Raw genomic sequence first — 24179 nt, 5'->3', positions numbered from 1 at the left:
CATCAGCTCCCATTGATGAAGTTGAGGACGGTGCCGCTAACACCGCCTGAAACGGCGGAAGCCGCCCCGTTGAGGGCGGCTTCCTCTGTCTCTTCCTGAACCTCGTGTGGCGCGGCGGGCGTTGGGGGCCAGCCCTCAAGCATCGCGCGTTCTCGTATCCACGCGACCGGCACGCGCAGTTGCTGGCCGACGCGCACGGCGGGGATCTCACCCCGGTCGATCGCGCGGCAGACCGTTCGGCGGTCGACGTGCAGCACCTCGGCGGCCTCGGTGACCGTCGCGAACCAGCGGCCGTGCAGGCGCTCGGCGGCGTTCACTCGTCGACCTCGTCATCGTCCGGTGGCCAGTAGACGTCAGGCAGGTCGAGCGCCTTGATGAGCTCGTACGCCTCCACGCATATCCGGTGGTTCACGTGATCGTCCCCGTCCTCGTATCCCCACTCCACCGGATCGGGAGAGCGCACGAGGTGATTGGACTCAAAGATCGACTCACCGCAAAGCACGCAGTTCGAGTTGATGCAGCCGATGAGGTGATGAGCACCCTCACCAGGCATGAAGAAGTACGGCTCGTGCGCCAGGATCGGTCGACCACACCCGCCGCATGGCAAGGTCCCGTCAGCACAGCGCGTGCCCAGCAGCACTGGGTCATCTCGCTGGCCCTCGGGCATCGTCTCGTTGGCACGGTCATATCGCCGCTGGAGGGAGAAATACACCTCACTCCGCTTGTGCCACAAATAGCCCGGATCCCAGTCGCTCATGGCTGCCGCCTCCCCTCGCTCACGCGGAGAGGGAATCCTCGGAACGGCAAAAGCCACCACGGCATGGAGCAGCCCAGGGATTCCTGTTCCGCTCCTCCGCCGGATGGCTTCGGTTCGTCGTTGACTGTAGGGGCGGAGTGCCCCGTGGCGCAAACCAGTTGAGATGGTCATATCGCCGTCTCTCGCTCGGCGCGGACGCGTTCCCAGTACCGCTTGCGACCTTCGCTGACCTTTGCCCGATGCTCCGGGGAGAGCTCCCGCCCGCGTCGCTTGTCGTGCCTCTTGGCCCTGAGCTCGTCGGGTAGAGCGGCGTAGTAGTCCCGCAATCCCTCGCTGATCGCACGGCAGTGCTCGTCCCTCAGCGGCTTGCCCTTCTGCCACTCACTGAGCTTGCGACGGTGCTCCTGGCTCAGCGGGCCGAACTTGTGGCCACGTGCCGTGCCGTCCCATTTGTTGACGAGGTCATACCCACGAGCTCTCAAGCGCTTCGTCCAACGCGCCTCGACGGCGTACCGCCGCTCGTCGTACGGCACCACCTGGATGACCCGCAGCACCGGCACGTGCCCCTGCTCATGGAGTGACGTGAGCCAGGCGTGAAGTTGCTTGTTGCGAATACGACCTTTGGAGCGGTGAGCCCTCTGATGGTCCTTCTCACGCCCTTTCGGTCGTGCGGTGCACCCCACGTACCGTGGCCGACCGTCCGGCCCGAAAACGGCGTAGACATAGGCCCATTCGTACTCGACCTCACGCCTGGTCACCGCTCAGCGTCTTTCAGCTCGTCGCGAAGCCGCGCCAGGAGCTCGTAGTACCTGATCGCCGCGTCACGGTCGCGCGGCACGTACCGCTCTTTCTCGCACCGCCGCACTGTCACGTGCGAGACGCCGATCCGCTCCGCAACCTCGTTGAAGGTGAGGCCGGCCCGCTCTCGGAGCCGCTGCGCGGTGCCGCTCTCCAGCCACGTCAGCAGTCGCCCGCGACGCGTGTCCGTTGTCGTGTCCATGCCCTTATCGTAACAATGAGTGAGCATATCGTCCAGTGCTTTGACCAGGCATTTGTGACTCTCCGCATTCCATCGATTCACACATCGTGATAAAATATGACCAGAAGGTCACGCAGGGTGACCCACTGTGGAAGGAATGCCATGAGCACGCAAAAGCCGCGTCGCAGCCCGGGTGAGGGCGGCGCATACAGCTATCAGACGGCGTCTGGCACCAGGTGGATGTGGAAGGCAACCGTGTCGATCGGCGGCGTCCGCAAACCGAAGCTGAAGCGCGGGTTCCTCACGAAGCAGGCCGCTCTCAAGGACATGAGGGCAACGCTCGCCCAGAGTGACGCCGGGACGCTCGCCGACCCGGGAGACGTCACCGTCGCGGAGTGGCTCGACACCTGGCTGACCGGCCTCCGGACCTCCCCCAGCACCCGGCAGACGTACGGCCAGATGATCCGCGTCACGCTCAAGCCCCGCGTTGGCGGCGTGAAGCTGGCCAAGCTCACGTCGACGCGCCTCAACGCCCTGTACCGCGAGCTGGAGGCCACCGGGAGTGCCAGGGGCGGCCCGCTCGCGCCGCGCTCCGTCCGCCTGGCTGCGGCTGTCATGAGCATGGCACTTAAGGCCGCCGTGGAGGCCGAGCCGCCGCTCCTGGCCAAGAACCCCGCCACCAAGGCCACGCCGCCGCGCCTCAACGACGAGGAGGCCGCCACTCCCCGGGCGTGGTCATCGGAGCAGCTCGACGCCTTCCTCACCTGGGCGGCGGAGCACGACCAGGAGCACGTGGCGTTCTGGTACGTCTCCGCCACGACCGGCATGCGGCGGGGTGAGCTCCTGGCCCTCGACTGGCGAGACGCCAAGGGGGACGTCATCAGCGTCTACCGCAACGCGCGCCCCGGCCCCGGTGGCAAGCCGGTGCTCGGGCCGACGAAGACCCGCAAGTCCCGCACCGTCGACCTCGACGAGGAGACCGTGGCGGTTCTCAAGGCGTGGCGAGTCGGGCGCGGTGGCCTGCACCTCAGCCTCGTCCGGGACACGGCGCCGATCTTCGGGGACGAGAACGGGAAGCGGCTCACCCCCAAGAGCGTCAGTGCCGCGTTCGACCGCGCGGTGGCCAGGTGCCGCAAGGATCTCGGTGAGGACGAGCTCCCTCGCCTCTCGCTTCACGGTCTCCGCCACACGATGGTCACCACCTGGCTGACGGCGGGGGTGCCGGTCAAGGTCGTCGCCGAGCGCACGGGCCACACCGTGGCCACGATGCTCACCACGTACGCCCACGTCATCCCGGGCTCTCAGGCGGCCGCCGCGAAGCAGGTTGCGGCACTTCGACGGCAGGTCTCACCGGTCGTCGGTGATACCGGCACCGAAGGGCCCTCTCTCAGGGTCGTCAAGGGTAAATTCCCTGGTCAGGGTGCATGATCAGTATCACTGAGGTATCACGGACCTGGAAAACCCCAGGTCGCAGCCCTAGGACCAGGGCAGACGGCATAAAGCCAGCTTATGCCCCCATAGACGCGTACTCCCTGGTGGGGACCCGGCGGGCGCGCGACCGTGGACGCATGGTCACCGCAGCCCAGCCCTTCCTGTCGACCCCCGCCGCCGAAGTCGGACGCCCGCGCGTCACCGCGGTCCGGTATCTCGGCCCGAACTGGTACGCCTCCGTCATGGGCACCGCGATCGTGGCGACGGCGGGCGCCGGACTCCCCGGCGACGTCCCGGGCCTGCGAGACGTCTGCACGGCTGTCTGGGCCCTCTCGGCCCTCATGCTCGTGACCCTGCTCGGCGCCCGCGCCCTGCACTGGACGTACCACCGCGACCAGGCCCGCGCCCACCTTCTCGACCCGGCGATGGCCCCCTTCTACGGCTGCCTGGCGATGGCCCTGCTGGCCGTGGGCGGCGGCGCCCTCGTCGTCGGCCGGTACTGGATCGGGATGCGGGCGGCGGTCGCCGTGGACGCCGTACTGTTCACCGTCGGCACGGCCGTCGGACTCGCCGCCGCCCTGGCCATCCCGTACCTGATGGTCGTACGCCACCGCATCCGCGCCGACCAGGCCACGCCCGTCTGGCTGCTCCCCCTCGTCGCGCCCATGGTGTCGGCCGCCGTCGGACCGCTCCTCGTGCCCCACCTGCCCCCGGGCCAGCCCCGGGAGACCCTGCTTCTCGGGTGCTTCGCGCTGTTCGGACTGAGCCTGCTGGCCACCTTCGTGATGCTGCCGGTGATCTTCGCCCGGCTCATCACCGCGGGGCCGCTGCCGCTCGCGCTCACTCCGACGCTGTTCCTCGTACTCGGTCCGCTCGGCCAGTCCACGACCGCGGTCGGCAAGTTCGCGGACTTCGCACCGGGCGTCGTGCCGGCCCCCTACGACCAGGGCTTCGGGATGCTCGCCGTCCTCTACGGCGTCCCCGTGCTGGGCTTCGCACTGCTGTGGCTGGGCCTGGCCGGCGCGCTGGTGGCGCGGGCCCGCCGGCAGGGCATGGGGTTCGCGATGACCTGGTGGGCGTTCACCTTCCCGGTGGGGACCTGTGTCACCGGCGCCGAGGGCCTGGCCCGGCACACCGGGCTGGTCGCCTTCGACTGGCTCGCGGTCGCCCTGTTCGCGCTTCTCGTCGCCGCCTGGAGCGTGGCCGCCGTCCGCACCGCGCGCGGCCTGGTCAGCGGCGAACTGCTCGCGACACCTAGGTAGATGTGACTGCGCTGTCGTACGCGTCCTGGTGGCGTCGGATCTCGGCGCGCTGTTCGGCGGACCAGGCAGCCAGGGGCTCGATGGCGGAGAGCAGGGAGGAGCCGAGGCTGGTGAGGGAGTACTCGACGCGGGGCGGCACCTCCGCGTAGGCGGTGCGGTCGACCAGCCCGCTGCGCTGAAGGCGCTTGAGGGTGAGGGTGAGCATGCGCCGGGAGATGGCGGGGATCTCGGTGTCGAGGTCCGAGTAGCGGGCGTCGCGGACGGCCAGGGCGCCGATGACGAGCATGCTCCACTTGTCGCCCACCAGGTCGAGGATCTCGCGGATGAAGTCCGCGTCCCGTTCGTCCCAGCGCTCACACGGGCCCGAGAGGCGCAGTACGTTCACCCGCGACGCGCCGGTGGAAGCCGCCCGACCCTCATCGTTGCTCACTGAAAACGCCCTTCCGATGTTCCTCAGGAACATAAACATGCCTTTTGTAACCCTTATCGCGCTCCTGCACAGTGGGCTGCGCACCAGGCGTCAACGCACTGGTCGAAGCGGTCGTTCTGCGCACAGGGCGGCAACCACCGGGCACGTCAGGCGTATTCCCGCCGCATCGCCCCCGGCACTGTTCCCACCTGCCGCATCAGCGCCGCATCCTCACAAGCCGAAAGGATGTGTCCAGCCATGGAAGGGCTCAAGGACAAGGTCTTCATCGTCACCGGCGGCGGATCGGGCATCGGCGCGGTCACCGTGCGGCGACTGCTGGCCGAAGGCGCCCGCGTGACCGCGGCCGGTACCAGCGCCGAGAAGCTCGCGCGAACCCGCGAGCAGGCCGGAGAAGCGGCCGATCGGCTGCTCACCGTCCAGTTCGACCTCCGGGACGAGGGCTCCATCACCTCCCTGGTCGCCCGGACCACCGACCGGTTCGGCCGACTCGACGGCGTCGCCAACGTCGCCGCCGCCGTCAGCGCGGACCTCATGACCCGTGACCAGGGCGTCGACACCATGGACCCCGACGTGTGGGCCGACATGATGCGCATCAACGTCACCGGCACCGGGCTCGTGATCCGCGAAAGCCTCCCCGCCCTGGTCGCCGCGGGCGGCGGCTCGATCGTCAACGTCTCCTCCCTGGCGGCGTGGCAGCGGGAGGCGTGGCTCACCGCGTACGCCTCGTCCAAGATCGCCCTGCACGCGCTCACCCGCCACACCGCCCATGCGTGGGGCCGAAAGAACATCCGGGCCAACGCCGTCGCCCCCGGGGTCGTCCTCACGGAGAACCTCCGCGCCAGCACGCCCCCCGAGGTCCGCGAGGCCCTGTCGGAGAAGACCGCGCTGCCGAGGCTCGGTGAGCCCGAGGACCTCGCCTCCATGATCGTCTTCCTCCTGTCCGCGGAGTCCAGCTGGATCACCGGCCAGATCCTGTCGGTGGACGGCGGCCTGACCATGCGCGAGTAGCGCCGCTCGCCACCGCGGACCAAGGTCCACGCCTCTCCCCACGTATTCGCTCCGTCAGCACGTCCATATCTGGAGAACCCATGTCCGGCCACGTCCACGTCCTCGCCCTCGTCGGCAGCCTGCGCTCCGGCTCGCACAACCGTCAGCTCGCCGAGGCCGCCGTCAAACACGCCCCCGAGGGCGTCGAGGTCACCCTCTACGAGGGCCTGGCCGAGGTGCCCTTCTACGACGAGGACATCGACACCGACGAGCGGCGTCCCGCCGCCGCCACCCGCCTGCGCGAGACCGCCGCGCGCGCCGACGCGTTCCTGCTCGTCACCCCCGAGTACAACGGCACCATGCCCGCCGTGCTGAAGAACGCCATCGACTGGCTGTCCCGTCCGTTCGGCGCCGGTGCCCTGGCGGGTACGCCGACCGCCGTCGTCGGCACCGCCTTCGGTCAGTACGGCGGCGTGTGGGCCCAGGACGACGCCCGCAAGTCCGCCGGTATCGCCGGCGCCACGATCCTGGAGGACGCCAGACTCGCGATACCCGGATCGGTGACCCGCTTCGCCGAGACCCACCCGGCCGATGACAGCGAAGCCGTCGCGCAGCTCAGGCAGGTGCTCAGCGCCCTCGCCGCCGGCATCGAGGCCCCCGCGTCCTGAGCCCCGTATCCCCGGCACGCTCCGAGCGGAGGCGTTCCGGTGCCGGGTGGTGGGCAAGGGACGGCCTCCCACCCGGCGTGATCCCCGGGCAAGGCGCACCGACGGCGTGGGAACGCCGCAACCTCATGGTGCGAGCCGGGACTCCCTGCTCGTATCGTGAAAAGTCAGACAGCGGCACGGTGAGCAGGAAAATCATGGCAGAACCGGCGGTCGACTACGCGGCGGTGTTCCAGGCCCTTCCCGGGGCGGTGGCGCTGGTGACTCCGCAGCTGATCTTCGCGGACGCCAACGCGGAGTTCCTGCGGCTGCGGGGCCTCCCCCGCGAGCAATTGGTCGGTCGCTTCCTGCCCGAGGACCGCCCCGAAAAGGACCCCGCCGAGCCTCTCCTGCTCAGAGTTCTGGCGTCACTGCGCCGGGCGGCGGACACCGGTGAGCGCAGCATCGTAGCGCTGCAGCGCTACGACGTGGAGGACCCCGACCAGCCCGGGGTATGGCACGAGCGGTATTTCAACATGACCAACATTCCCGTGTTCGGACCTGATGGGCGGGTGACGGTGCTGCTGCACCGGGTGGAGGACGTAACCGAACTCATCCGCGCCCGTGAAGTCGCGCTGACCTTGCAAGAAGCCATGTTGCCCGCTCCTCGCCCGGTCGGCCGGCACCCGGCGGCCGTTCGCTACCGGCCCGCCGCCGAAGCGCTGAATGTGGCCGGCGACTGGTACGACCTGGTCGACCTGCCCGGCGATCGCATCGCCGTCGCCGTCGGCGACGTCGTCGGCCACGGCCTGGCCGCGGCCGGCGTCATGGGACAACTGCGCAGCGCTCTCACCGCCGCCTCTCTCGTCCCCGAAGGCCCCGCCCGCGCCCTGGAAGTCCTCGGGCTGTACGCCCGCACCGTCGACGGCGCCGAGAACGCCACTGTGGCCACGGCGTTCATCGACTGGGAGAAGCACACCATTACCTACAGCAGCGCCGGCCACCCCCCACCAGCGCTCCTGCACAGGGACGGGACCGTCGAGTTCCTGGACCAGGCCACCGACCCGCCACTGGCCGCCCGTCCTCAACACGGCCCTCGGATCCAGGCTGTCGCGGCCTTCCGCGAGGGCGCCGTCCTCGTGCTCTACACCGACGGTCTGATCGAACGCCGCGGCGAAGACATCGACATGGGCCTCGCCCGGCTCGCCGACTCGCTGGCCCGCCACCGGGCAGACGACCCCGAAACCCTCGCCGACGGCGTACTCACCGACCTCACCCCACCCGGTGACGCCACCGACGACACCGCCCTGGTCATCGTGCGCCTGTGAAGGCGGCCCGCCACGTTCGCCCGCTCGGCCAGGGATGTGCCACGTGGCGGCAGGCGCATGGCGCGCCGCCATCGACTACAAGATCAGTCTCTATCAGGAAAGGCCATCCGCATGAAGAAGATCACCCTGGGAGGCGAGGGGCTCGAGGTCTCGCGTCTGGGCCTCGGCTGCATGGGCATGTCCGGGGGCTACACCGGTGCCGGCACCGACGACTCCGGGTCGATCGCCACGATCCACCGCGCCATGGAGCTGGGCGTCACCTATTTCGACACCGCCGAGATCTACGGTCCCTACACGAACGAGGAACTGCTGGCCAAGGCGTTCGCCGGCCACCGCGACGAGGTGGTCATCGCCACCAAGTTCGGCCAGATCAACCACCTCGTGCCCGAGGAGAACGGGCTGCCGGTCCTCGGGCTGAACGGCACCCCCGAGAATGTGCGGCGGTCGGTCGAGGGCTCGCTGCGACGCCTGAACACCGACTACATCGACCTCTACTACCAGCACCGAATAGACCCGGGGACGCCGATCGAGGACACGGTCGGGACGCTTTCCGAGCTGATCGAGGAAGGCAAGATCCGCCACTACGGGCTGTCGGAGGCGGCGCCCGCCACCATCCGGCGTGCGCACGCCGTGCACCCGGTGACCGCCCTCCAGACCGAGTACTCGCTGTGGACACGCGACCCCGAGGCCGAAGTGCTCCCCACCGTGCGCGAGCTCGGCATCGGCTTCGTGCCCTACTCGCCGCTCGGCCGCGGCTTCCTCACCGGCACGATCCGCTCGCTCGACCAGCTCGACGCCGACGACTGGCGCCGGTCCAACCCGCGCTTCGAGGGGGACAACCTGGAGGCGAACATCCGGATCGTGGAGCAGGTGGACGACGCCGCCCAGCAGCTCGGCGCGACGCCCGCTCAGGTCGCGCTCGCGTGGCTGCTCGCTCAGGGCGACGACATCGCGCCCATTCCCGGCACACGCCGGGCCGCCAACCTGGAGCAGAACGTGGCGGCGGACGAGCTGGTGCTCTCGGCCGAGCAGCTGGAGCGGCTGTCCGAGGTGGCGGCGCCGGTCGGCGACCGGTACGCCGACATGAGCCGCATCAACCAGTAGTCCGACCTGGCCGAAGGCCGGCGTCCTGCCGCTGTCTCATCGACCTTGAGCTTGCGCAGGCCCTGCTCGCAGCGCCGCGCCGAGCAGGCTCGGCGCCTGTGCCAGCGACGGCCCGTACCAGGTCAGCAGGCGGCCGTCGACGAGCGCGCAGGGCACACCCTCGAACGCCTCGGGTCCGTCGTCGGCGGTGAAGCGGTACGGCTCGTCGGGCAGGACCACGAGATCGGGGGCCGCCGCCCGGAGTTCGGGGAGCGGGACGCGGGGGTAGCGGTCGGCGTGGTGGGCGTACGCGTTGTCGACGCCCAGGCGCGCCAGGACGTCCCCGGCGAAGGTGTCCCGGCCGAGGACCATCCAGGGGCGCCGCCAGACCGGCACGATCGCGGTCGTCCGGCGGTCGGGAGCGGGGGGCCGCGCCCATGCGGCCTCCGCCTCGTCCAGCCAGCGGGGGCGGGTCCGCGCGCCGCACGCGCCCAGCACCCGCGCCAGCTCGCGGAAGGCTCCCGGCACCTCGCGGACCTCCGTGACCAGCACCTCGATCCCCGCCTCCCGCAAGGCCGTCAGATCGGGCTCGCGGTTCTCCTCCTCGTTGGCGATCACCAGGTCCGGGGCGAGACCTACGATCCGGTCGACCGCGGGGTTCTTGGTGCCGCCGACGCGCACGACGTCGAGGTCCGGCGGACGGCTGCACCAGTCGGTCGCGCCGACCAGGGCACCGGGGACGGTGACGGCCACGGCCTCGGTGAGCGAGGGCACGAGGGACACGACACGCACTCCGGCGGCCCCGCTAGACATGACGGGAGGTCTTGGGCGGCATGGCACCCAGTATCGCAGCGGCCCGCGCTTGTGGCCGCTCGCGATCGCAGCGGCCCGCGACCGTGGCCCCTCGCGAGCGCCGCGGCCCGCGCGGGAACGGCTCAGCGCCTGCCGAAGGTCTGGCGGTCCTCCACCGCCTCGATGTGGTCGGCGACCTCGACCACGACCACCCGGGTGTCCGGCACGGTCGCCCGCCACCGGTGGCGCACCCCACCGGTGAGGTACAGCGTGTCCCCGCGCCCCAGGCGGTGGGCGCGGCCCTCCGCCTCGACCTCGACGGCCCCGTCGGCGACGTACATCAACTTGTCGTTGCGGTGCTGGAGTTCGCGGCCCTCCTCGTGGTCACCGGTGAACTCCGTGGCGTGCAGCTGGTGGTGACCGCGCACCAGGGGGCGCATATGGGCTTCGGGAGTGAACTCGGCGCCCGAGTCGGCGCGCACCACATCGACGCTGCACGCCGGGTCGGCCGCCGCGAGCAGTTCGACGGCGGTGGTGCCGAGGGCGTCGGCGACCCTCTCCAGGGAGCTCTGGCTGGGCCGGGCCCGTTCGTTCTCGACCTGGCTGAGGAAGGGCACCGACAGGCCGCTGCGCTCGGCCACGACGGCGAGCGTGAGCTCCAGTGCCCGGCGCCGCCGCCGGACGGCCGCACCCACCCGAAGGGGCTGTTCTTTGTGGTCGCCCATCGCTCCGGCTCCCTCCCACGCGTCGTCGGTCCACTGCTTCGGTCTGCCGCTTCGGCCGCCGCTCGGGCTGCTGCTTCGGCGCACAACTTCTGCTGAGTTGTTTGCACCCTACGCATGTTCGGCAAACCGTTTCATGCACCCGTCACATCGCTGACACACCGGAGGAGGGTGAGGGCCACAATTCGCGCCAATAGACGAGTCGCCCCTGCTCTCCTTGCGCCACGCCCTCCCGCGGGACGAAAAGGCTGACCAGCAGGGCCGGATGCCCCTCCGGATCGATGAGCGGAGTTACGGAGAGTTCAGCGCGAGCGCGACTGCCGCCGTGGGTGCGGATGGTCAGCCGATCAGCCCGCCCGGTCGTCGGATCATAGGCGTACGTCCGTCACCTTCCGAAGCGCGACATCATTGCTGACTTTCCGTCAAAATCACTCTGTCTGCGCCGAGTTGGCGGAGCGGGCGGTCGCCGATGTCGCCGCGCACGCCACAGCATTCCGGGGCCCGGTCCGACCGTCGGTCGGGGCTTGCGTGCCAGGTCGTGAACTCCTCGAGGGTGGCGCGGAGTTCACCGTCGGTGGCGCAGCGTGCACGGTGGTGACCGGTGAGCTCGACCGTGCCGTCGGGCACGGAGGTGATGTCCGGAGTGCCTCGACGCAGCGCGAGAGGGTGCGCGGCGCGTCGAACGCCTGGGCGGCGTTCCCGGACAGGAGGGCGTCCGGATCGGCCCGGCCTCGCACGGCGATGTGGTTGTCCGGATCCTTCTCGTACGCCAGTACGTAGCCACTGGTGTCGTCGGTCGCGAGTGCGGGCCGGAACAGGTGGCTCCGGGAACGCCGAAAGGGGTGGCCGTCGGCCGCACGGGTCCCGACACCCGTGCCACCGACGGCCACCCCTCGCCGGACGTCCTCGCGGCTACTGCGGCGTCATCCGCTCCACCACGTCCGGGTGCTCCTTCAGCCAGGCGGCGACGGCCGCCTCCTCGTGACCCTGGCCGCGCTGCTTGATCTCGCTCTCCAGGGTGCCGAGCTCCGACTCGCTCATCCTGAAGTTCTTGATCCACTTGGTGAGCTGCGGGTACTGCTCGGGGAACTTCTTGCTGGAGATGGTCCGGATCGTGTTCCCCTCGCCGAAGAGCTTCTTGTCGTCGGCGAGCTTGGTGAGCTCGTACTCGCTGTACGCCCAGTGCGGGGACCACAGGACGACGGCGATGGGCTGCTTCTTGGCGTAGGCGCGCTTCAGCTCGGCCAGCATCGCGGGCGTGGAGCCGTCGACGACCTTGTACTCCTTGTCCAGGCCGTAGCCCGGAAGCACCTTCGTCTTCAGGAGGTTCATCTCGCCGGTGCCCGGCTCGATGCCGATGATCCGGCCGCCGAAGGTGCCCGCCTTGCCCTTGAGGTCCGCGAGGGACTTGACGTCCTTCACGTACGAGGGCACGGCGATCTCCAGCGAGGTCGGCCGGTACCAGGTGCCCAGGTCTCTCAGGTCGTTCTTGTGCTGCTCCCAGTAGTTCGACTGGGCGTACGGCAGCCAGGCGTCGAAGTTGAGGTCCAGGTCGCCGGAGGCTAGGCCGGTGTAGACGGGGCCGACGTCCATCTGCTTGAGGTTCAGCGTGTAGCCGCGCCGCGCCAGGACGTTCTTCCAGAGGTAGCTGACGGCGACGTCCTCGTCCCAGGGGAACCAGGCCACGTCCAGCGGGCGCTTCGTCTCGGCAGCGGCCGCGGAGTTCTTCACCGGGGCCAGCTTGTCGACGACTCCGGGGTTCCGCTTCAGCCAGGCGCGCACCGCGTCCTGCTGCTTGCCCTTGCCCACCTTGTTGATCTCGGCCTCGAGACCGGTGAGCTGCTTCTCCGTCATCCTGAAGTTCTTCAGCCACTGCCCGACGACCGGGTTGTCCTGCGCGAAGCCCTTGCGGGAGAGGGTGTGCACACCGTCGCCCTTGCCCCAGGCGCCCTTCGGGTCCTTGAGCTTCTTCAAGTCGTAGTCGCTGTAGGCCCAGTGCGGCGACCAGAGGGTGACGACGATCGGCTCCTTCTTGGCGTACGCGCGCTTCAGCTCGGCCAGCATCGCGGGCGTGGAGCTGTCGACGACCTTGTACTCCTTGTCGAGGCCGTAGTCCTTCAGGACCTTGCTCTTGAGCAGGCCCATCATTCCGGCACTGGACTCGATGCCGGTGATCTTGCCGCCGAAGGTGCCGGCCTTGCCCTTGAGGTCCGCCAGGGAGTCGACGCCCTTCATGTACGAGGGGACGCTCAGCTCCAGCGAGGTGGGGCCGAACCAGGAGCCCAGGTCGTCGAGCTTGCTGCCGTACTTCTTCCAGTACTGCTCGTGGGTGGTCGGCAGCCAGGAATCCGTCTCGAAGTCGATGTCGCCCTGGGAGAGGGAGGTGTACAGCGGGCCCGCGTCGAACTGCTTGGTGTCGACCTGGAAGCCGCGCTCCTCGAGGATCTCCTTCCACAGGAAGGTGGAGGCGACGCCCTCGTCCCACGGGATGTAGCCGATGGTGATCTTCTTGCCCTGGCCGACGTTCCGGCCTTCGGCCGCGGTGGACGTCGAGTCGGTCCCGCCGAACATGCCCATGCCGCCCGCGACCAGCGCGAGCACGACGACGCCGATGACGGCGACGGCCGCGCTGGGGCGGTAGGACCAGATCTTCAGGCCCTGCGCGGCGCGCAGTCTGGCGGCGGCGCGGCGGCCGAGCGGGGAGACCTGGGTGCCCAGGGCGCTGGTCATGCGGTCCAGGTAGATCGCCAGGATGACGATGGCGACGCCCGCCTCGGAGCCGAGGCCGACGTTCAGCTGCCCGATGGCCTCGTTGACGTCGCCGCCGAGGCCACCGGTGCCGACCATGCCCGCGATGGCGGCCATGGACAGGCCCAGCATGATGACCTGGTTGACGCCCGCCATCACCGTGGGCAGCGCGAGCGGCAGCTGGATGCGCAGCAGGGTGTCGCGGGGCGGGGTGCCGAACGCGTCGGCGGCCTCGACGAGGTCCTTGTCGACCTGCCGGATGCCCAGCTCGGTCATGCGGACGCCGGGGGCCAGCGCGAAGATCAGGGTGGCCACGATGCCGGCCGGGGCGCCGGTGCCGAAGAACAGGATCGCCGGGATGAGGTAGATCATCGCGGGCAGCGTCTGCATGAAGTCCAGCACCGGGCGGACGATGCCGCTGACCCGGTCGGAGCGCGCAGCCCAGATGCCCACGGGTACCGAGACCACGAGCGCGATGAGCGTGGCGACGAGGACCAGCGAGAGGGTCACCATCGCGTCCTCCCACAGTTCGAGGGAGTCGATGAACGCGAATCCCACGAAGGTGAGGACACCGGCGGAGGTGCCGCGCAGCCAGAACGCGATGACCGCGAAGATGCCCGCGAGGAGGAGCGGTTCGGGGGCCTGGAGGACGGCGTCGATACCGTCGTACGTGCCCTGGAAGACGGTCTTGAAGAAGTCGAAGAGCCACGCCATGTGGTTCAGCAGCCAGTCGACGGCGCTGTTGACCCAGTCGCCGAAGGGAATCCTAGGCACCGGCCGTCACCGCCTCGTCCCGAGGACTGGCACAGCGTGCGGGGGTCCCCTGCTCGTCGCCGAGGAAGGCGACGAGGCGCTGCCGGTGGACGACGCCCACGAGTTCGCGCCGCTCGTCGAGCACCGCCACCGGGTGCGTGAGGCGGGCGCTGATCGCGCAGAGGTCCACGAAGGCGGTGTCGGGCGTGGCGGTCTCGCAGTCGCAGTCCGCCTCGTCGCCGCGTACGTCGGTGTCCATGACGGCCCCGGCGGTCAGGACCCGGGAGCGGTCGACGTCCTGGGTGAAGGAGGCGACGTAGTCGTTCGCGGGACGCACGAGGATGTCCTCGGCGGTGCCGGTCTGGACGATGCGGCCGTCGCGCATGACGGCGATCCGGTCGCCGAGGCGCATGGCCTCGTTGAGGTCGTGGGTGATGAAGACGATGGTCTTCTTGAGCTTCTTCTGGAGCTCGATCAGCTGGTCCTGCATGTCACGGCGGATCAGTGGGTCCAGCGCGCTGAACGACTCGTCCATCAGCAGCAGATCGGCGTCGGTGGCGAGCGCGCGGGCGAGGCCGACGCGCTGCTGCATACCGCCGGACAGCTCGTCGGGCCAGGACTTCTCCCAGCCGGCGAGCCCGGCCAGCTCCAGGGCCCTGGTGGCGCGTTCCTTGCGCTCGGCGCTCGGCACGCCCTGGACCTCCAGGCCGTAGGCCGCGTTCTCCAGGACGCTGCGGTGCGGGAAGAGCGCGAAGTGCTGGAAGACCATGCTGATCTTCTTCGAGCGGACCTCGCGCAGCGCGCGGGCGCTGAGCGCGGTCAGGTCCTGGCCGTCGAAGCGCACCTGGCCCGCGGTAGGCTCCAGGAGTCCGTTGAGCATGCGCAGGAGGGTGGACTTACCGGATCCGGACAGGCCCATGACGACGAAGATCTGGCCGGGTTCCACCGTGAAGGACACGTCGATCACCGCGGCGGTCGTGCCGTCGGCGCGCAGTTCCTCACGGTCGGCTCCCTCACGGAGCCGCTCCACCGCGGCGTCGGGTCGTCTCCCGAACACCTTGTACAAATGCTCGGCCTCAAGCCTGGATGACACGGGTGCCTCTCGATCGGACAGTTGAAAAACCAACGGGGTTGTCCCGGTGCCGCGCCTGCCCACGCTTACACGGAGCAAACACAGGAGTGGTCCAGGTCACTGTCAGTGGCGTACGGCATGATGCGAGGCGTGACCAGACGCCTGATGCTGCTCGACACCGCTTCCCTCTACTTCCGGGCCTACTTCGGGGTCCCCGACTCGGTGAAGGCCCCGGACGGCACGCCCGTGAACGCCGTGCGCGGGCTGCTCGACTTCATCGACCGGCTGGTCAAGGACCACCGCCCCGACGATCTGGTGGCCTGCATGGACGCGGACTGGCGCCCGCAGTGGCGGGTCGACCTGATCCCCTCGTACAAGGCGCACCGCGTCGCCGTGGAGACCGAGGCCGGCCGGCCGGACGAGGAGGAGGTGCCGGACACGCTCTCCCCGCAGGTGCCGGTCATCGAGGAGGTCCTCGACGCGCTGGGCATCGCGCGCGTGGGGGTCGAGGGGTACGAGGCCGACGATGTGATCGGCACCTTCACCGGGCGCGCCGAGGGCCCGGTCGACATCGTCACCGGCGACCGCGACCTCTACCAACTCGTCGACGATGCGCGGGGGGTGCGCGTCCTGTATCCCCTCAAGGGTGTGGGCACGCTCCAGCTCACCGACGAGACCTGGCTGCGCGAGAAGTACGGGGTCGACGCTTCCGGATACGCGGATCTGGCGCTGCTGCGCGGCGACCCGAGCGACGGTCTGCCGGGGGTGCCGGGGATCGGTGAGAAGACGGCGGCCAAGCTGCTCGACCAGTTCCGCGACCTGGCCGGAATCATGGCGGCGGTCGACGATCCGAAGGCGAAGCTGACGCCTTCTCAGCGCAAGCGGCTCGACGAGTCCCGGCCGTACGTCGCGGTCGCGCCCAAGGTCGTACGGGTCGCCGGTGACGTTCCCCTGCCGGACGTCGACACGGCGTTGCCGCACGCGCCGCGCGACCCGGCCGCGCTGGAGGAACTGGCCGCGCGCTGGGGTCTGGGCGGGTCGCTGCAGCGGTTGCTCACCACGCTCGGCGAGTGAACGGGAGCGGGTGAAGGGGAGCGGGTGAACGGGAGCGAGTGAGAGTGACGTTCTCACTCAAAAGAGTGACATTCTCAATTTAGGGTATCCTTACTCGCAGAGCAGGGCTCAACCCCGGCTAACGCGCGACTCAAGCCCTGGCATGGGGGGCTCATGGGCTTCTCACACGGGGGGTGTTAACTAGGGGAGAGATGCTAACTTAGGTAAGCCTAAGCGAGTGAACGAGGAGGCCGTCATGGCAGAGCGTCCGGCACGCAGGTCCAGGAAGCCCCACTCCGCGCACGTCGTGCGGACCGAGCGGTTGACCCCCCACATGCAGCGTGTCGTGCTGGGCGGCGAGGGCCTCGCCGAGTTCACCGCGGGCACCAGCACCGACCACTATGTGAAGTTGCTGTTCGCCCCGGCGGGTGTCACCTACCCCGAGCCCTTCGACGTGGAGCGGATCCGCGAGGAACTCCCGCGCGAGCAGTGGCCGGTGACCCGGACGTACACCGTGCGCGCCTGGGACCCCGAACTGCGCGAGCTGACACTCGACTTCGTGGTGCACGGCGACGAGGGACTGGCCGGGCCGTGGGCGGCGCACGTCCAGCCGGGCGAGGCCGTGCGGTTCATGGGTCCGGGTGGTGCCTACGCGCCCGACGCGGGCGCCGACTGGCATCTGCTCGCCGGTGACGAGAGCGCGCTGCCCGCGATCAGTGCCGCCCTGGAGGCACTGCCGGAGGGCGCCGTGGCCCGCGCCTTCGTGGAGATCTCCGGGCGCGAGGAGGAGCAGAAGATCGACTCCGACGTGGAGGTCGTCTGGCTGCACCGCGGGGACCGGCCGCTCGGCGAGGCCCTGGTGGAGGCCGTCCGCGCCCTCGACTTCCCGGCGGGCCGGGTGCACGCGTTCGTGCACGGCGAGGCGGGCTTCGTGAAGGAGCTGCGCCGGCTGCTGCGGGTCGAGCGCGAGATCCCGCGCGAGGACCTGTCGATCTCCGGCTACTGGCGTCTTGGGCACAACGAGGACGGCTGGCAGGCGTCCAAGCGGGACTGGAACGCGCAGGTGGAGGCGGAGCAGGAGGCGACCGCGTCGGCCGCCTCCTGACTCCCGCCCCTCGCGTCACTCAGGACGTCGACCCCGGGCCCTCGGGGTCACACGGAACGCTGGTACGACCTGAACGTACGGATCGACAGCCACACCGCCGCCACGGCCAGTGCGAGCAGCGCGCCCGAGCGGCCCAGCACGACACCCCAGTCGGGATGCTCGGACATCGCCGAACGCCCCGCCACCATCGCCCAGTTGAGCGGATTGAAGTCGGCGATGTGCCGCATCCAGCCGGGCATCTGGGACGGGGCCATGAAGGCCGAGGAGAGGAAGGTCAGCGGCAGCAGCAGGAACGTGTTGATGCCGATGATCGACTCCCGCTCCCGGACCAGCATGCCCAGCGCGTTGGACAGCGCTCCGAAGATCGTGCCGAGCAGTACCGAGGCGACGATCAGGATCGCGACACCGCCGATGCCGCCCGGGTAGTCCGCGCCGCCCAGCAGGCCGAGCAGCACGATGATGACCGACTGCAGGGCGGTGATCAGGCCGTTGTTGACGACGTTGCCGTTCATCAGGGCGGCCCGGCTGACCGGCGTGGTCAGGAAGCGGTCGAGCGTGCCGCGCTGGATCTCGTCGAGCGTGCCCATGCCCGCCCACATGTTGGAGCTGAGCGCACTCATCACGACCACGCCCGGGACGAGGTAGTCCAGATACGAGGTGGTGCCGAAGCCTCCGAGTTCGACGACCTTCTTGAAGAGGTTGCCGAACAGGAACAGCCAGATCACCGGCTGGATCAGGGTGATGATCGCGTAGGCGGGCTGACGTGCGAACACCATCAGCTGACGCTGGGTCATGTACCAGGTCTGGGAGACGGCGGCGCTCATCGGACACCTCCGGCGAGGACGAGGTTCTCGGCGCCTTCCGCTTCCGCCTCCGCGTAACGGCGGCCCGCGTAGCGGAGGTAGACGTCGTCGAGCGAGGGACGGGCGACCGTCGCGGCGGCGACCCCGACCCCGGCCCGCTCCAGCACCCCGAGCAGGGCGGGCATCGCGGCGGCCCCGTCATCGGCGCGGACACTGACACGACGGCCGTCGAACAGCGCCTCGTGCACGCCCGGCAGCCCGGTGAGGGCGCCGTTCAGCAGCGTACGACCGGCGTCTCCCAGGGCTTCGCGCAGTTCCACGTGGACGGCGTCACCGCGGAGTTCGCCCTTCAGGGCGTCCGGGGTGCCCTCGACCACGACCCGCCCGCGGTCGACGATCGCGATGCGCTCGGCGAGCCGGTCGGCCTCCTCCAGGTAGTGCGTGGTGAGCAGGATGGTCAGCCCCTCGTCGCCGGCGAGGCGGGCGATCTCGTCCCACATCGCGGTGCGCGCCTCGGGGTCGAGTCCGGTGGTGGGCTCGTCGAGGAAGAGCACCTCGGGGCGGTGGACGAGACCGAGCGCCACGTCGAGCCGGCGCCGCATGCCGCCCGAGTAGCCCTTGACCGGACGCCGCGCCGCGTCGGCGAGCTTGAAGCGGTCGAGCAGCTCGTCCACCCGGCGGTTCAGGCCCGCACCCTTCAAACCGTAGAGCCTGCCCTGGAGTTGGAGGTTCTCCCGGCCGGTGGCCACCGGGTCGGCGCCGGAGTTCTGGGCGACGACGCCGATCGCGCGGCGCACCCGGTCCGGATGGCGCAGCACGTCGTGCCCGGCCACCGTGGCGGTGCCCGAGTCGGGACGGGCCAGGGTGGTGAGGATCTTGACGGTGGTGGACTTGCCGGCGCCGTTCGGGCCGAGCAGGCCGAAGACGGTGCCGGTCTCGACGGTGACGTCCATGCCGCTGAGCGCGGTGACGTCACCCGGATAGGTCTTGATCAGCTGACGCGCCTCGACCGCGGGCGCACGGGTACTGCTCATGACGACTGCTCTCCTGTGTGAGCGGTGATCTCGGGTGGGTATGCCGAGCCGATCCGCGTGAAGAGCGCCGGGCTATCCTGGGTGTGCCGCACCTCGATGGCCCGGAGCTGCCTCACGGCGGGTTCGGTTCGGGGTTCGAGACCCCGGCGGGGCTGCTGCAACAGCGCTGCCGGGGTCTTCTCTCTGTTCGGCTACGGCCTTTCGGCCTCACCGGCTTCCAGCTGCCGGAACTCCTCGGGGACCTCCCCCGTCTCGCTGAAGGACCGCCACTGCTCGACGCCCGGAAACGTGCCCGCCGTGACCTCCGCCAGGAAGCCGCGGACCCATTCGGCCTCCGCCTCGATCATGTGCAGCTTGAACTCGGACTCGATCAGGAAGAGCCGGGGCAGCGTCTCGTAGAGCTTCTCCAGGCCGCCGCGCAGACTCGCGGCCCGCACCTCCAGCATGCTGAGCCGCTCACCCAACAGGCGTGCCACCTCGTCGGGATGGAGCACGCCCATCAGTGAGAGCGCGGCCTCGAAGATCGGATACTCCTGCGCCGGGACGGCGAGCAGGTCCGACAGCCACTCCGTGGCCTCCGCACGTCCGGCGTCCGTGATGCCGTACAGCGTGCGCTCGGGGCGGTTGCCCTGTCGCTGCACCTCCGCGACCTCGACGAAGCCGTGCTTCTCCAGGTTCTGCACGACGGTGTAGAGCGAGCCATAGTTGATCTTCAGACTGGTGTCCTTGCCCCGTCGGCGCAGGGTCTGGGCGATCTCGTACGGATGCATCGGCTTCTCGGTGAGCAGCACCATGACCGCGAGCGCCAGCGGATTGCTCAGTTTCCGGCGTTTCGTCGCCACGATGACCTCACCTCGTCTCCGAATATCCGTGGCCGAACATATCGCGTGTGCGCGGCGAGCGTCAATACACACGATGTATCGCGATTCTCCATGGACCGCAAGGGCGTGAGGACTTAGGCCCGACCCCGACATGGCCGTGTCACGCGAGCGAAACAGGCACTCCCTAATTTCTGTCACCCGACAGGAATCCGGCTCACGCCGTCCAGCACACCCACCCCGCCCACCCTTCCGCGCCGAAGGCAGGTGCCGCCGTGACCACCACCGCCCCCTCCGACGTACGCCCCGACCCTCCGGAGTCCTCCGGCGACCGTTCCCTGGCCGAGTTCGGCTACCGCCAGGAGCTGCACCGCAGCCTCGGCCGGTACGCCTCGTTCGCCGCCGGCTTCTCCTTCATCTCCGTCCTGACGACCGTCTTCCAGTTCTTCGCCTTCGGGTACGCGTTCGGCGGCCCCGTCTTCTTCTGGACCTGGCCGGCCGTGCTGGTGGGCCAGTTGGCGGTCGCCGCCTGCTTCGCGGAGCTGGCCGCGCGCTACCCGATCTCGGGCGCGATCTACCAGTGGTCCTCGCGCCTGTCGAACCTCTCCTTCGGCTGGTTCGCCGGCTGGATCATGGTGATCGGACAGATCGTGGTGGTCGCGGCGGCGGCGCTCGCACTGCAGATGGTGCTGCCCGCGATCTGGTCCGGCTTCCAGCTGGTCGGCAGCGATCCGGCCCCCACCAGCCCCGACGGCGCGGCCAACGCGGCGGTCCTCGGCGTGCTCCTCCTCGTGCTGACCACCCTGGTGAACGTCATCGACAACCGTGTGATGTCGATGATCAACCGGATCGGTGTCACCGCCGAGATCATCGGCGCCGTCCTGATCATCGTGCTCCTGCTCACCCACTCCGAGCGCTCCCCCGGCATCACCTTCCACACCGGCCAGGGCAGCACCGGCCTGTTCGGGGCGCTGATGGTGGGCTCGTTCATGGCCGCGTACGTCATGATCGGCTTCGACAGCGCCGGTGAGATGAGCGAGGAGACCCACAACCCGCGCCGCACCGCGCCCCGCACGATCCTCACCGCGCTCGGCGCGGCGGGTCTGCTCGGCGGACTGATCGTGCTCGGCGGACTGCTCGCCGCGCCCAGCCTCACCGACGGCCGTCTCGGCGTCGACGGTCTGAGCTATGTCCTGACCAGCAGCCTCGGCGACGGGGTCGGCCGCGCGCTGCTCGCCGATGTCGTGGTGGCCATCGCGGTGGCGACCCTGGCGATCCAGACCGCAGCCTGCCGCATGCTCTTCTCGATGGCCCGCGACCACCAGCTCCCCTTCTCCCGCCGCCTCGGCGAGGTCAACCCGCGCACCGGCATGCCGAGCGCCCCCGCCCTGGTCGTCGGCGTCCTCGCCGCCGCCCTGCTGCTGCTCAACTTCGCCTCCCCGGATGCCTTCCTGGCGATCGGCACCACCTGCATCGTGATGCTGTACCTGGCGTACGCGATGGTGACCGGTCCGCTGCTGGTGCGCCGGCTGCGCGGGCAGTTCACCGCCGACGGCACCGACGAGAGCGGCGCCCCGCTCTTCTCGCTGGGCCGCTGGGGCGTCCCCGTCAACGCGATCGCCCTCGTCTACGGCCTCTTCATGACCGTCAACCTCGCCTGGCCACGGGCGGCGGTGTACGACCCGGCAGGCGGGCACTGGTACTTCCAATGGTTCACGGTGCTGTTCCTGGGCCTGACACTGGTCGCGGGCGCCGCCTACCGGGCGTACCGGGCGCGGACACCGGTGGCCGAGACTCCCGAGGTGGTCCCGGCCTCGTACGCCTGAATCCCTCCCCCGCCCGAGCCTCGTAGGCTTGACCAGGTGAGACGCAGACCCCGGATCCCGCCCTCCCCCCTCCCGCAGCGCGAGGGAGTCGACCCCGTGCGGATCAGGCTCCCGCGGGACGGGGGGTGGGCCACCGTGCGGGAGCATCTGGTGGAGCGGCTCGCGGCGGGGGCCGGGGTGATCGACGGGATGTTCGGGGACGGGCTGATCGTCGGCGCCGACGGGCGTCCGGTGGCGCCCGACGCGGCGTACGAGCCGGGGATGTTCGTGTGGTTCCACCGGGAGCTGCCCGACGAGGTACCGGTGCCGTTCGCCCTCGACGTGGTGTACCGCGACGAGCACATCGTCGTCGCCGACAAGCCGCACTTCCTCACCACCACCCCGCGCGGGGGCCATGTCGCCGAGACCGCGCTGGCCCGGCTGCGGCGGGAGCTCGGCCTGCCGGCGATCGGCGCCGCGCACCGGCTGGACCGCCTCACCGCCGGGCTTGTGCTGTTCACCGTGCGGCCCGAGGAGCGCGGCGCCTACCAGACACTGTTCCGCGACCGGCTGGTCCGCAAGGAGTACGAGGCGGTGGCCCCGTACGACGCGGGGCTCGCGCTGCCCCGGACGGTCACCAGCCGGATCGTGAAGGAGCGCGGGGTGCTGGCCGCGCGCGAGGTGACGGGCGAGCCGAACGCCCTCACGGAGGTCGAACTCACCGACCACCGCGACGGACTGGGGCGCTACCGCCTGCTGCCGCGCACCGGGCAGACCCATCAACTGCGCGTGCACATGAACGCGTTGGGCGTGCCGATCCTCGGCGATCCCCTCTACCCGGTGGTGACCGGCCCCGTGCCGGCCGGCGACTTCCGGCGTCCGCTCCAACTGCTCGCGCGGGTCCTGGAGTTCACCGATCCGGTCACGGGACGCGCGCACCGGTTCGTCAGTGGGCGGGCACTGCGGGCCTGGTCCTCGTACGACGACTGGGCCCGGGAGGCGTGATCGTCGGCGGCCGGGCTCAGTAGCCCCGCCACCAGCGCAGGAAGCGCTGCCAGGCGCCGAGTCCGCGCACGGGTTCCGGTGCCGCCGGCGGGGCGGGCGATGCCACGGGTGCCGGGGCGGGCGCCGCGGCCGGCTCGTCCGTCGTGACCTCCAGGCTCGGCCGCTGCCGCGGGAGGGGGTTGATGGAGGGCACGTCCTCGACGTCCTGGGGCGCCTGCGGCGCGAAGTACACCGGAAGCTCCACCAAGTGGCGCGAGGACATCGACGAGCGCCAGCGCAACTCGTCCTCGTCGCCCTCGAGTTCGACGTCGGGCAGCCGGATCAGCAGTGCCTCGACCCCGACGTCCGCGATGGCACGGCCGATGTCCTGGCCCGGGCACTCGTGGGGTCCGCCGCCGAAGGCGAGGTGGGCGCGGTTGCCCATCATGTTGGCCTTGAGGTCGGGACGCACCTTGGGGTCGATGTTGCCCGGCGCGATCCCCAGGATCAGGCCGTCGCCCCGGCGGATCTGCCGGCCGCCCACCTCCGTGTCCTGCTTGGCGAAGTAGCCGAGGACCGCGCTGAACGGCGGCTCGTCCCACAGGGACTGCTCGACCGCCTGGGGCACCGTCATCTGCCCGCCGTTCAGCTGGGCGCGGAAGCGCGGGTCGGTGAGCACCACGCGCAGCACGTTGGCGAGGAGGTTGGCCGTGGCCTCGTACGCGGCGAGCAGCACCAGGCGCAGATGCTGGGAGACCTCGTCGTCGGTGAGCTGGGCCGGGTGGTTGATCAGGACGCTGGTGAAGTCCCCGGTGGTCTCGGCCCGGCGCCGGGCGGTGTGCCGGATCAGGATGTTCATGACGTACTCGTTGCTGGCGATCGCCGTCTCGGTGCCTCTGAGCAGGTCGCGGGTGGCCTGCACCAGCCGGTCGTCGTACTCGTCGGGCATGCCGAGGATCTCGCACAGCACGGCCATCGGCAGGTGCTCGGCGAACTGGCTGACCAGGTCGGCCCGGCCCTTCTCGCAGAACCGGTTGACGAGCAGCTGGGTCGCGCGGTTGATGTGCCGCCGGATGGTGCGGTGGTTGATGGTCGACATGGCGCCCATGACCGCGCCGCGCAGCCGCAGGTGCTCGTCGCCCTCGGCGTGGGAACAGATGGGCTGCCAGGCGATGTGCGGCGCGAGGGGGTGGTCGGGGCCGGCCGTGCCGTCCTGGACGGCCTTCCACAGCCGGCTGTCCCGGGAGAAGTGTGTGGGGGTGCTCACCAGGTGCAGGTTCTCCGCGTGGCCGAGCACCACCCAGATCGGCACGTCGTTGTGGAGCAGGACGGGGGCGACCGCACCGTGCTCCTGACGGAGTTTCTCGTACAGGTCTCCCAGGTCGTCCGCCTCGGGACCGTACAGCCGGTGCAGTCCGCCGGGACCGAGGCCGTGGGCGGGGCAGCCGGGCGGCGGGGCGAGCGTACGGTCGTCCGTACCGGCCGGGAAGTGGGATTCAGACGTCACGGTGATCGCTCCAAAAACTGAAGTGGATCCGGTGTCTTGGGGGTGTCCGGGTTCTTGGGGGTGTCCGGTGGCTTGGGGGTGG

Annotated in this window: 23 protein-coding genes; 10 read left to right on the top strand and 13 right to left on the bottom strand. The window is 69.9% G+C overall.

Annotated features, from left to right (window positions below):
* Window positions 1–2 precede the first annotated feature (2 nt).
* The 4 genes from AQJ27_RS10840 to AQJ27_RS10825 all read right to left on the bottom strand — a co-directional run bounded on the left by AQJ27_RS10840 (window position 3) and on the right by AQJ27_RS10825 (window position 1757).
* Entirely contained in the window at window positions 3–317 is a 315-nt protein-coding gene (locus AQJ27_RS10840) for a helix-turn-helix domain-containing protein (RefSeq protein WP_067365480.1), read from the bottom strand.
* Window positions 314–757 (bottom strand): hypothetical protein, encoded by a 444-nt coding sequence (locus AQJ27_RS10835; protein ID WP_067365477.1) that lies wholly within the window; start codon window positions 755–757, stop codon window positions 314–316. The genes AQJ27_RS10840 and AQJ27_RS10835 overlap by 4 nt, the downstream gene beginning before the upstream one ends.
* A gap of 167 nt (window positions 758–924) precedes the next feature.
* The gene (locus AQJ27_RS10830; protein ID WP_107120676.1) at window positions 925–1515 is read right to left on the bottom strand and encodes a GIY-YIG nuclease family protein; all 591 of its coding nucleotides are present in this window, start codon (window positions 1513–1515) and stop codon (window positions 925–927) included.
* Window positions 1512–1757: a helix-turn-helix domain-containing protein gene (locus tag AQJ27_RS10825; protein WP_159064340.1), complete on the bottom strand. Its 246-nt coding sequence runs from the start codon at window positions 1755–1757 to the stop codon at window positions 1512–1514. The genes AQJ27_RS10830 and AQJ27_RS10825 overlap by 4 nt, the downstream gene beginning before the upstream one ends.
* Window positions 1758–1898: 141 nt before the next feature.
* On the opposite strand from AQJ27_RS10825, the gene AQJ27_RS10820 reads away from it, so the two are divergent.
* Together AQJ27_RS10820 and AQJ27_RS10815 are read left to right on the top strand one after the other, a co-directional pair.
* Window positions 1899–3164 (top strand): tyrosine-type recombinase/integrase, encoded by a 1266-nt coding sequence (locus AQJ27_RS10820; protein ID WP_159064339.1) that lies wholly within the window; start codon window positions 1899–1901, stop codon window positions 3162–3164.
* A 140-nt stretch (window positions 3165–3304) separates the two neighbouring features.
* The gene (locus AQJ27_RS10815; RefSeq protein ID WP_067365465.1) at window positions 3305–4429 is read left to right on the top strand and encodes a TDT family transporter; all 1125 of its coding nucleotides are present in this window, start codon (window positions 3305–3307) and stop codon (window positions 4427–4429) included.
* Here the strand turns inward: AQJ27_RS10815 and AQJ27_RS10810 are convergent.
* Window positions 4422–4859, bottom strand: coding sequence for a winged helix-turn-helix transcriptional regulator (locus tag AQJ27_RS10810; RefSeq protein WP_235613610.1), 438 nt, complete (start codon window positions 4857–4859; stop codon window positions 4422–4424). The genes AQJ27_RS10815 and AQJ27_RS10810 overlap by 8 nt on opposite strands.
* A gap of 237 nt (window positions 4860–5096) precedes the next feature.
* Between AQJ27_RS10810 and AQJ27_RS10805 the strand changes: the two genes are divergently transcribed.
* From AQJ27_RS10805 to AQJ27_RS10790, 4 genes are all read left to right on the top strand, one after another.
* On the top strand, window positions 5097–5867 hold the full coding sequence (locus tag AQJ27_RS10805) for an SDR family NAD(P)-dependent oxidoreductase (protein WP_067365458.1): 771 nt from the start codon (window positions 5097–5099) through the stop codon (window positions 5865–5867).
* 80 nt (window positions 5868–5947) lie between these two features.
* Entirely contained in the window at window positions 5948–6514 is a 567-nt protein-coding gene (locus AQJ27_RS10800) for an NADPH-dependent FMN reductase (RefSeq protein WP_067365456.1), read from the top strand.
* A gap of 194 nt (window positions 6515–6708) precedes the next feature.
* Window positions 6709–7818, top strand: coding sequence for a PP2C family protein-serine/threonine phosphatase (locus AQJ27_RS10795; protein WP_067365453.1), 1110 nt, complete (start codon window positions 6709–6711; stop codon window positions 7816–7818).
* A 111-nt stretch (window positions 7819–7929) separates the two neighbouring features.
* A complete protein-coding gene (locus AQJ27_RS10790) occupies window positions 7930–8922 on the top strand; it encodes an aldo/keto reductase (RefSeq protein WP_067365450.1) in 993 nt (330 codons plus the stop codon).
* A gap of 36 nt (window positions 8923–8958) precedes the next feature.
* Here AQJ27_RS10790 and AQJ27_RS10785 read toward each other — a convergent pair whose 3' ends face one another.
* The 4 genes from AQJ27_RS10785 to AQJ27_RS10765 form a co-directional block, all read right to left on the bottom strand.
* Window positions 8959–9714, bottom strand: a complete 756-nt coding sequence (locus AQJ27_RS10785) for a helical backbone metal receptor (protein ID WP_201264345.1) — start codon at window positions 9712–9714, stop codon at window positions 8959–8961.
* Window positions 9715–9836: 122 nt separating this feature from the next.
* Window positions 9837–10418: a helix-turn-helix domain-containing protein gene (locus tag AQJ27_RS10780; RefSeq protein WP_067365443.1), complete on the bottom strand. Its 582-nt coding sequence runs from the start codon at window positions 10416–10418 to the stop codon at window positions 9837–9839.
* A 909-nt stretch (window positions 10419–11327) separates the two neighbouring features.
* Window positions 11328–13937: an ABC transporter permease/substrate binding protein gene (locus AQJ27_RS10770; RefSeq protein WP_067365435.1), complete on the bottom strand. Its 2610-nt coding sequence runs from the start codon at window positions 13935–13937 to the stop codon at window positions 11328–11330.
* Complete coding sequence (locus tag AQJ27_RS10765; RefSeq protein WP_067365432.1) at window positions 13930–15009, bottom strand: quaternary amine ABC transporter ATP-binding protein; 1080 nt, start codon at window positions 15007–15009, stop codon at window positions 13930–13932. The genes AQJ27_RS10770 and AQJ27_RS10765 overlap by 8 nt, the downstream gene beginning before the upstream one ends.
* Window positions 15010–15129: 120 nt before the next feature.
* Between AQJ27_RS10765 and AQJ27_RS10760 the strand changes: the two genes are divergently transcribed.
* Together AQJ27_RS10760 and AQJ27_RS10755 are read left to right on the top strand one after the other, a co-directional pair.
* Window positions 15130–16062: a 5'-3' exonuclease gene (locus tag AQJ27_RS10760; RefSeq protein WP_235613617.1), complete on the top strand. Its 933-nt coding sequence runs from the start codon at window positions 15130–15132 to the stop codon at window positions 16060–16062.
* Between the two features lie 235 nt (window positions 16063–16297).
* Window positions 16298–17146 carry a siderophore-interacting protein gene (locus AQJ27_RS10755; RefSeq protein WP_067366404.1) on the top strand — a complete coding sequence of 283 codons (849 nt, stop codon included), beginning with the start codon at window positions 16298–16300 and terminating at the stop codon, window positions 17144–17146.
* A gap of 47 nt (window positions 17147–17193) precedes the next feature.
* On the opposite strand, the gene AQJ27_RS10750 is transcribed toward AQJ27_RS10755, so the two are convergent.
* The 3 genes from AQJ27_RS10750 to AQJ27_RS10740 all read right to left on the bottom strand — a co-directional run bounded on the left by AQJ27_RS10750 (window position 17194) and on the right by AQJ27_RS10740 (window position 19825).
* On the bottom strand, window positions 17194–17970 hold the full coding sequence (locus AQJ27_RS10750) for an ABC transporter permease (RefSeq protein WP_067365426.1): 777 nt from the start codon (window positions 17968–17970) through the stop codon (window positions 17194–17196).
* A complete protein-coding gene (locus AQJ27_RS10745) occupies window positions 17967–18983 on the bottom strand; it encodes an ATP-binding cassette domain-containing protein (protein ID WP_054231191.1) in 1017 nt (338 codons plus the stop codon). Before AQJ27_RS10745 ends, AQJ27_RS10750 begins: the two co-directional genes overlap by 4 nt.
* A gap of 191 nt (window positions 18984–19174) precedes the next feature.
* Window positions 19175–19825: a PadR family transcriptional regulator gene (locus AQJ27_RS10740; protein ID WP_235613609.1), complete on the bottom strand. Its 651-nt coding sequence runs from the start codon at window positions 19823–19825 to the stop codon at window positions 19175–19177.
* A 251-nt stretch (window positions 19826–20076) separates the two neighbouring features.
* On the opposite strand from AQJ27_RS10740, the gene AQJ27_RS10735 reads away from it, so the two are divergent.
* Both AQJ27_RS10735 and AQJ27_RS10730 read left to right on the top strand, forming a co-directional pair.
* Entirely contained in the window at window positions 20077–21627 is a 1551-nt protein-coding gene (locus AQJ27_RS10735; protein WP_067365424.1) for an amino acid permease, read from the top strand.
* A gap of 36 nt (window positions 21628–21663) precedes the next feature.
* Window positions 21664–22611, top strand: a complete 948-nt coding sequence (locus AQJ27_RS10730; protein WP_067365421.1) for an RluA family pseudouridine synthase — start codon at window positions 21664–21666, stop codon at window positions 22609–22611.
* Window positions 22612–22627: 16 nt separating this feature from the next.
* Here AQJ27_RS10730 and AQJ27_RS10725 read toward each other — a convergent pair whose 3' ends face one another.
* Complete coding sequence (locus AQJ27_RS10725) at window positions 22628–24097, bottom strand: cytochrome P450 (protein WP_067365417.1); 1470 nt, start codon at window positions 24095–24097, stop codon at window positions 22628–22630.
* Between the last annotated feature and the right edge of the window lie 82 nt (window positions 24098–24179).

The sequence above is a fragment of the Streptomyces olivochromogenes genome (assembly GCF_001514115.1).
In the GTDB taxonomy this organism is placed as follows: Bacteria; Actinomycetota; Actinomycetes; order Streptomycetales; family Streptomycetaceae; genus Streptomyces; species Streptomyces olivochromogenes.
Note: the sequence above shows the minus strand (reverse complement) of the source record. Positions and strands in the feature narration are given on the sequence as shown.

Excerpts from the sequence above, each read along its gene's own strand:
- AQJ27_RS10820 (WP_159064339.1), top strand. The coding sequence starts at position 1,899 with ATGAGCACGCAAAAGCCGCGTCGCAGCCCGGGTGAGGGCGGCGCATAC.
- AQJ27_RS10790 (WP_067365450.1), top strand. The coding sequence starts at position 7,930 with ATGAAGAAGATCACCCTGGGAGGCGAGGGGCTCGAGGTCTCGCGTCTG.
- AQJ27_RS10795 (WP_067365453.1), top strand. The coding sequence starts at position 6,709 with ATGGCAGAACCGGCGGTCGACTACGCGGCGGTGTTCCAGGCCCTTCCC.
- AQJ27_RS10815 (WP_067365465.1), top strand. The coding sequence starts at position 3,305 with ATGGTCACCGCAGCCCAGCCCTTCCTGTCGACCCCCGCCGCCGAAGTC.
- AQJ27_RS10785 (WP_201264345.1), bottom strand. The coding sequence starts at position 9,714 with ATGTCTAGCGGGGCCGCCGGAGTGCGTGTCGTGTCCCTCGTGCCCTCG.
- AQJ27_RS10780 (WP_067365443.1), bottom strand. The coding sequence starts at position 10,418 with ATGGGCGACCACAAAGAACAGCCCCTTCGGGTGGGTGCGGCCGTCCGG.
- AQJ27_RS10745 (WP_054231191.1), bottom strand. The coding sequence starts at position 18,983 with ATGAGCAGTACCCGTGCGCCCGCGGTCGAGGCGCGTCAGCTGATCAAG.
- AQJ27_RS10805 (WP_067365458.1), top strand. The coding sequence starts at position 5,097 with ATGGAAGGGCTCAAGGACAAGGTCTTCATCGTCACCGGCGGCGGATCG.
- AQJ27_RS10835 (WP_067365477.1), bottom strand. The coding sequence starts at position 757 with ATGAGCGACTGGGATCCGGGCTATTTGTGGCACAAGCGGAGTGAGGTG.
- AQJ27_RS10800 (WP_067365456.1), top strand. The coding sequence starts at position 5,948 with ATGTCCGGCCACGTCCACGTCCTCGCCCTCGTCGGCAGCCTGCGCTCC.
- AQJ27_RS10760 (WP_235613617.1), top strand. The coding sequence starts at position 15,130 with ATGCGAGGCGTGACCAGACGCCTGATGCTGCTCGACACCGCTTCCCTC.
- AQJ27_RS10825 (WP_159064340.1), bottom strand. The coding sequence starts at position 1,757 with ATGGACACGACAACGGACACGCGTCGCGGGCGACTGCTGACGTGGCTG.
- AQJ27_RS10750 (WP_067365426.1), bottom strand. The coding sequence starts at position 17,970 with ATGAGCGCCGCCGTCTCCCAGACCTGGTACATGACCCAGCGTCAGCTG.
- AQJ27_RS10755 (WP_067366404.1), top strand. The coding sequence starts at position 16,298 with ATGGCAGAGCGTCCGGCACGCAGGTCCAGGAAGCCCCACTCCGCGCAC.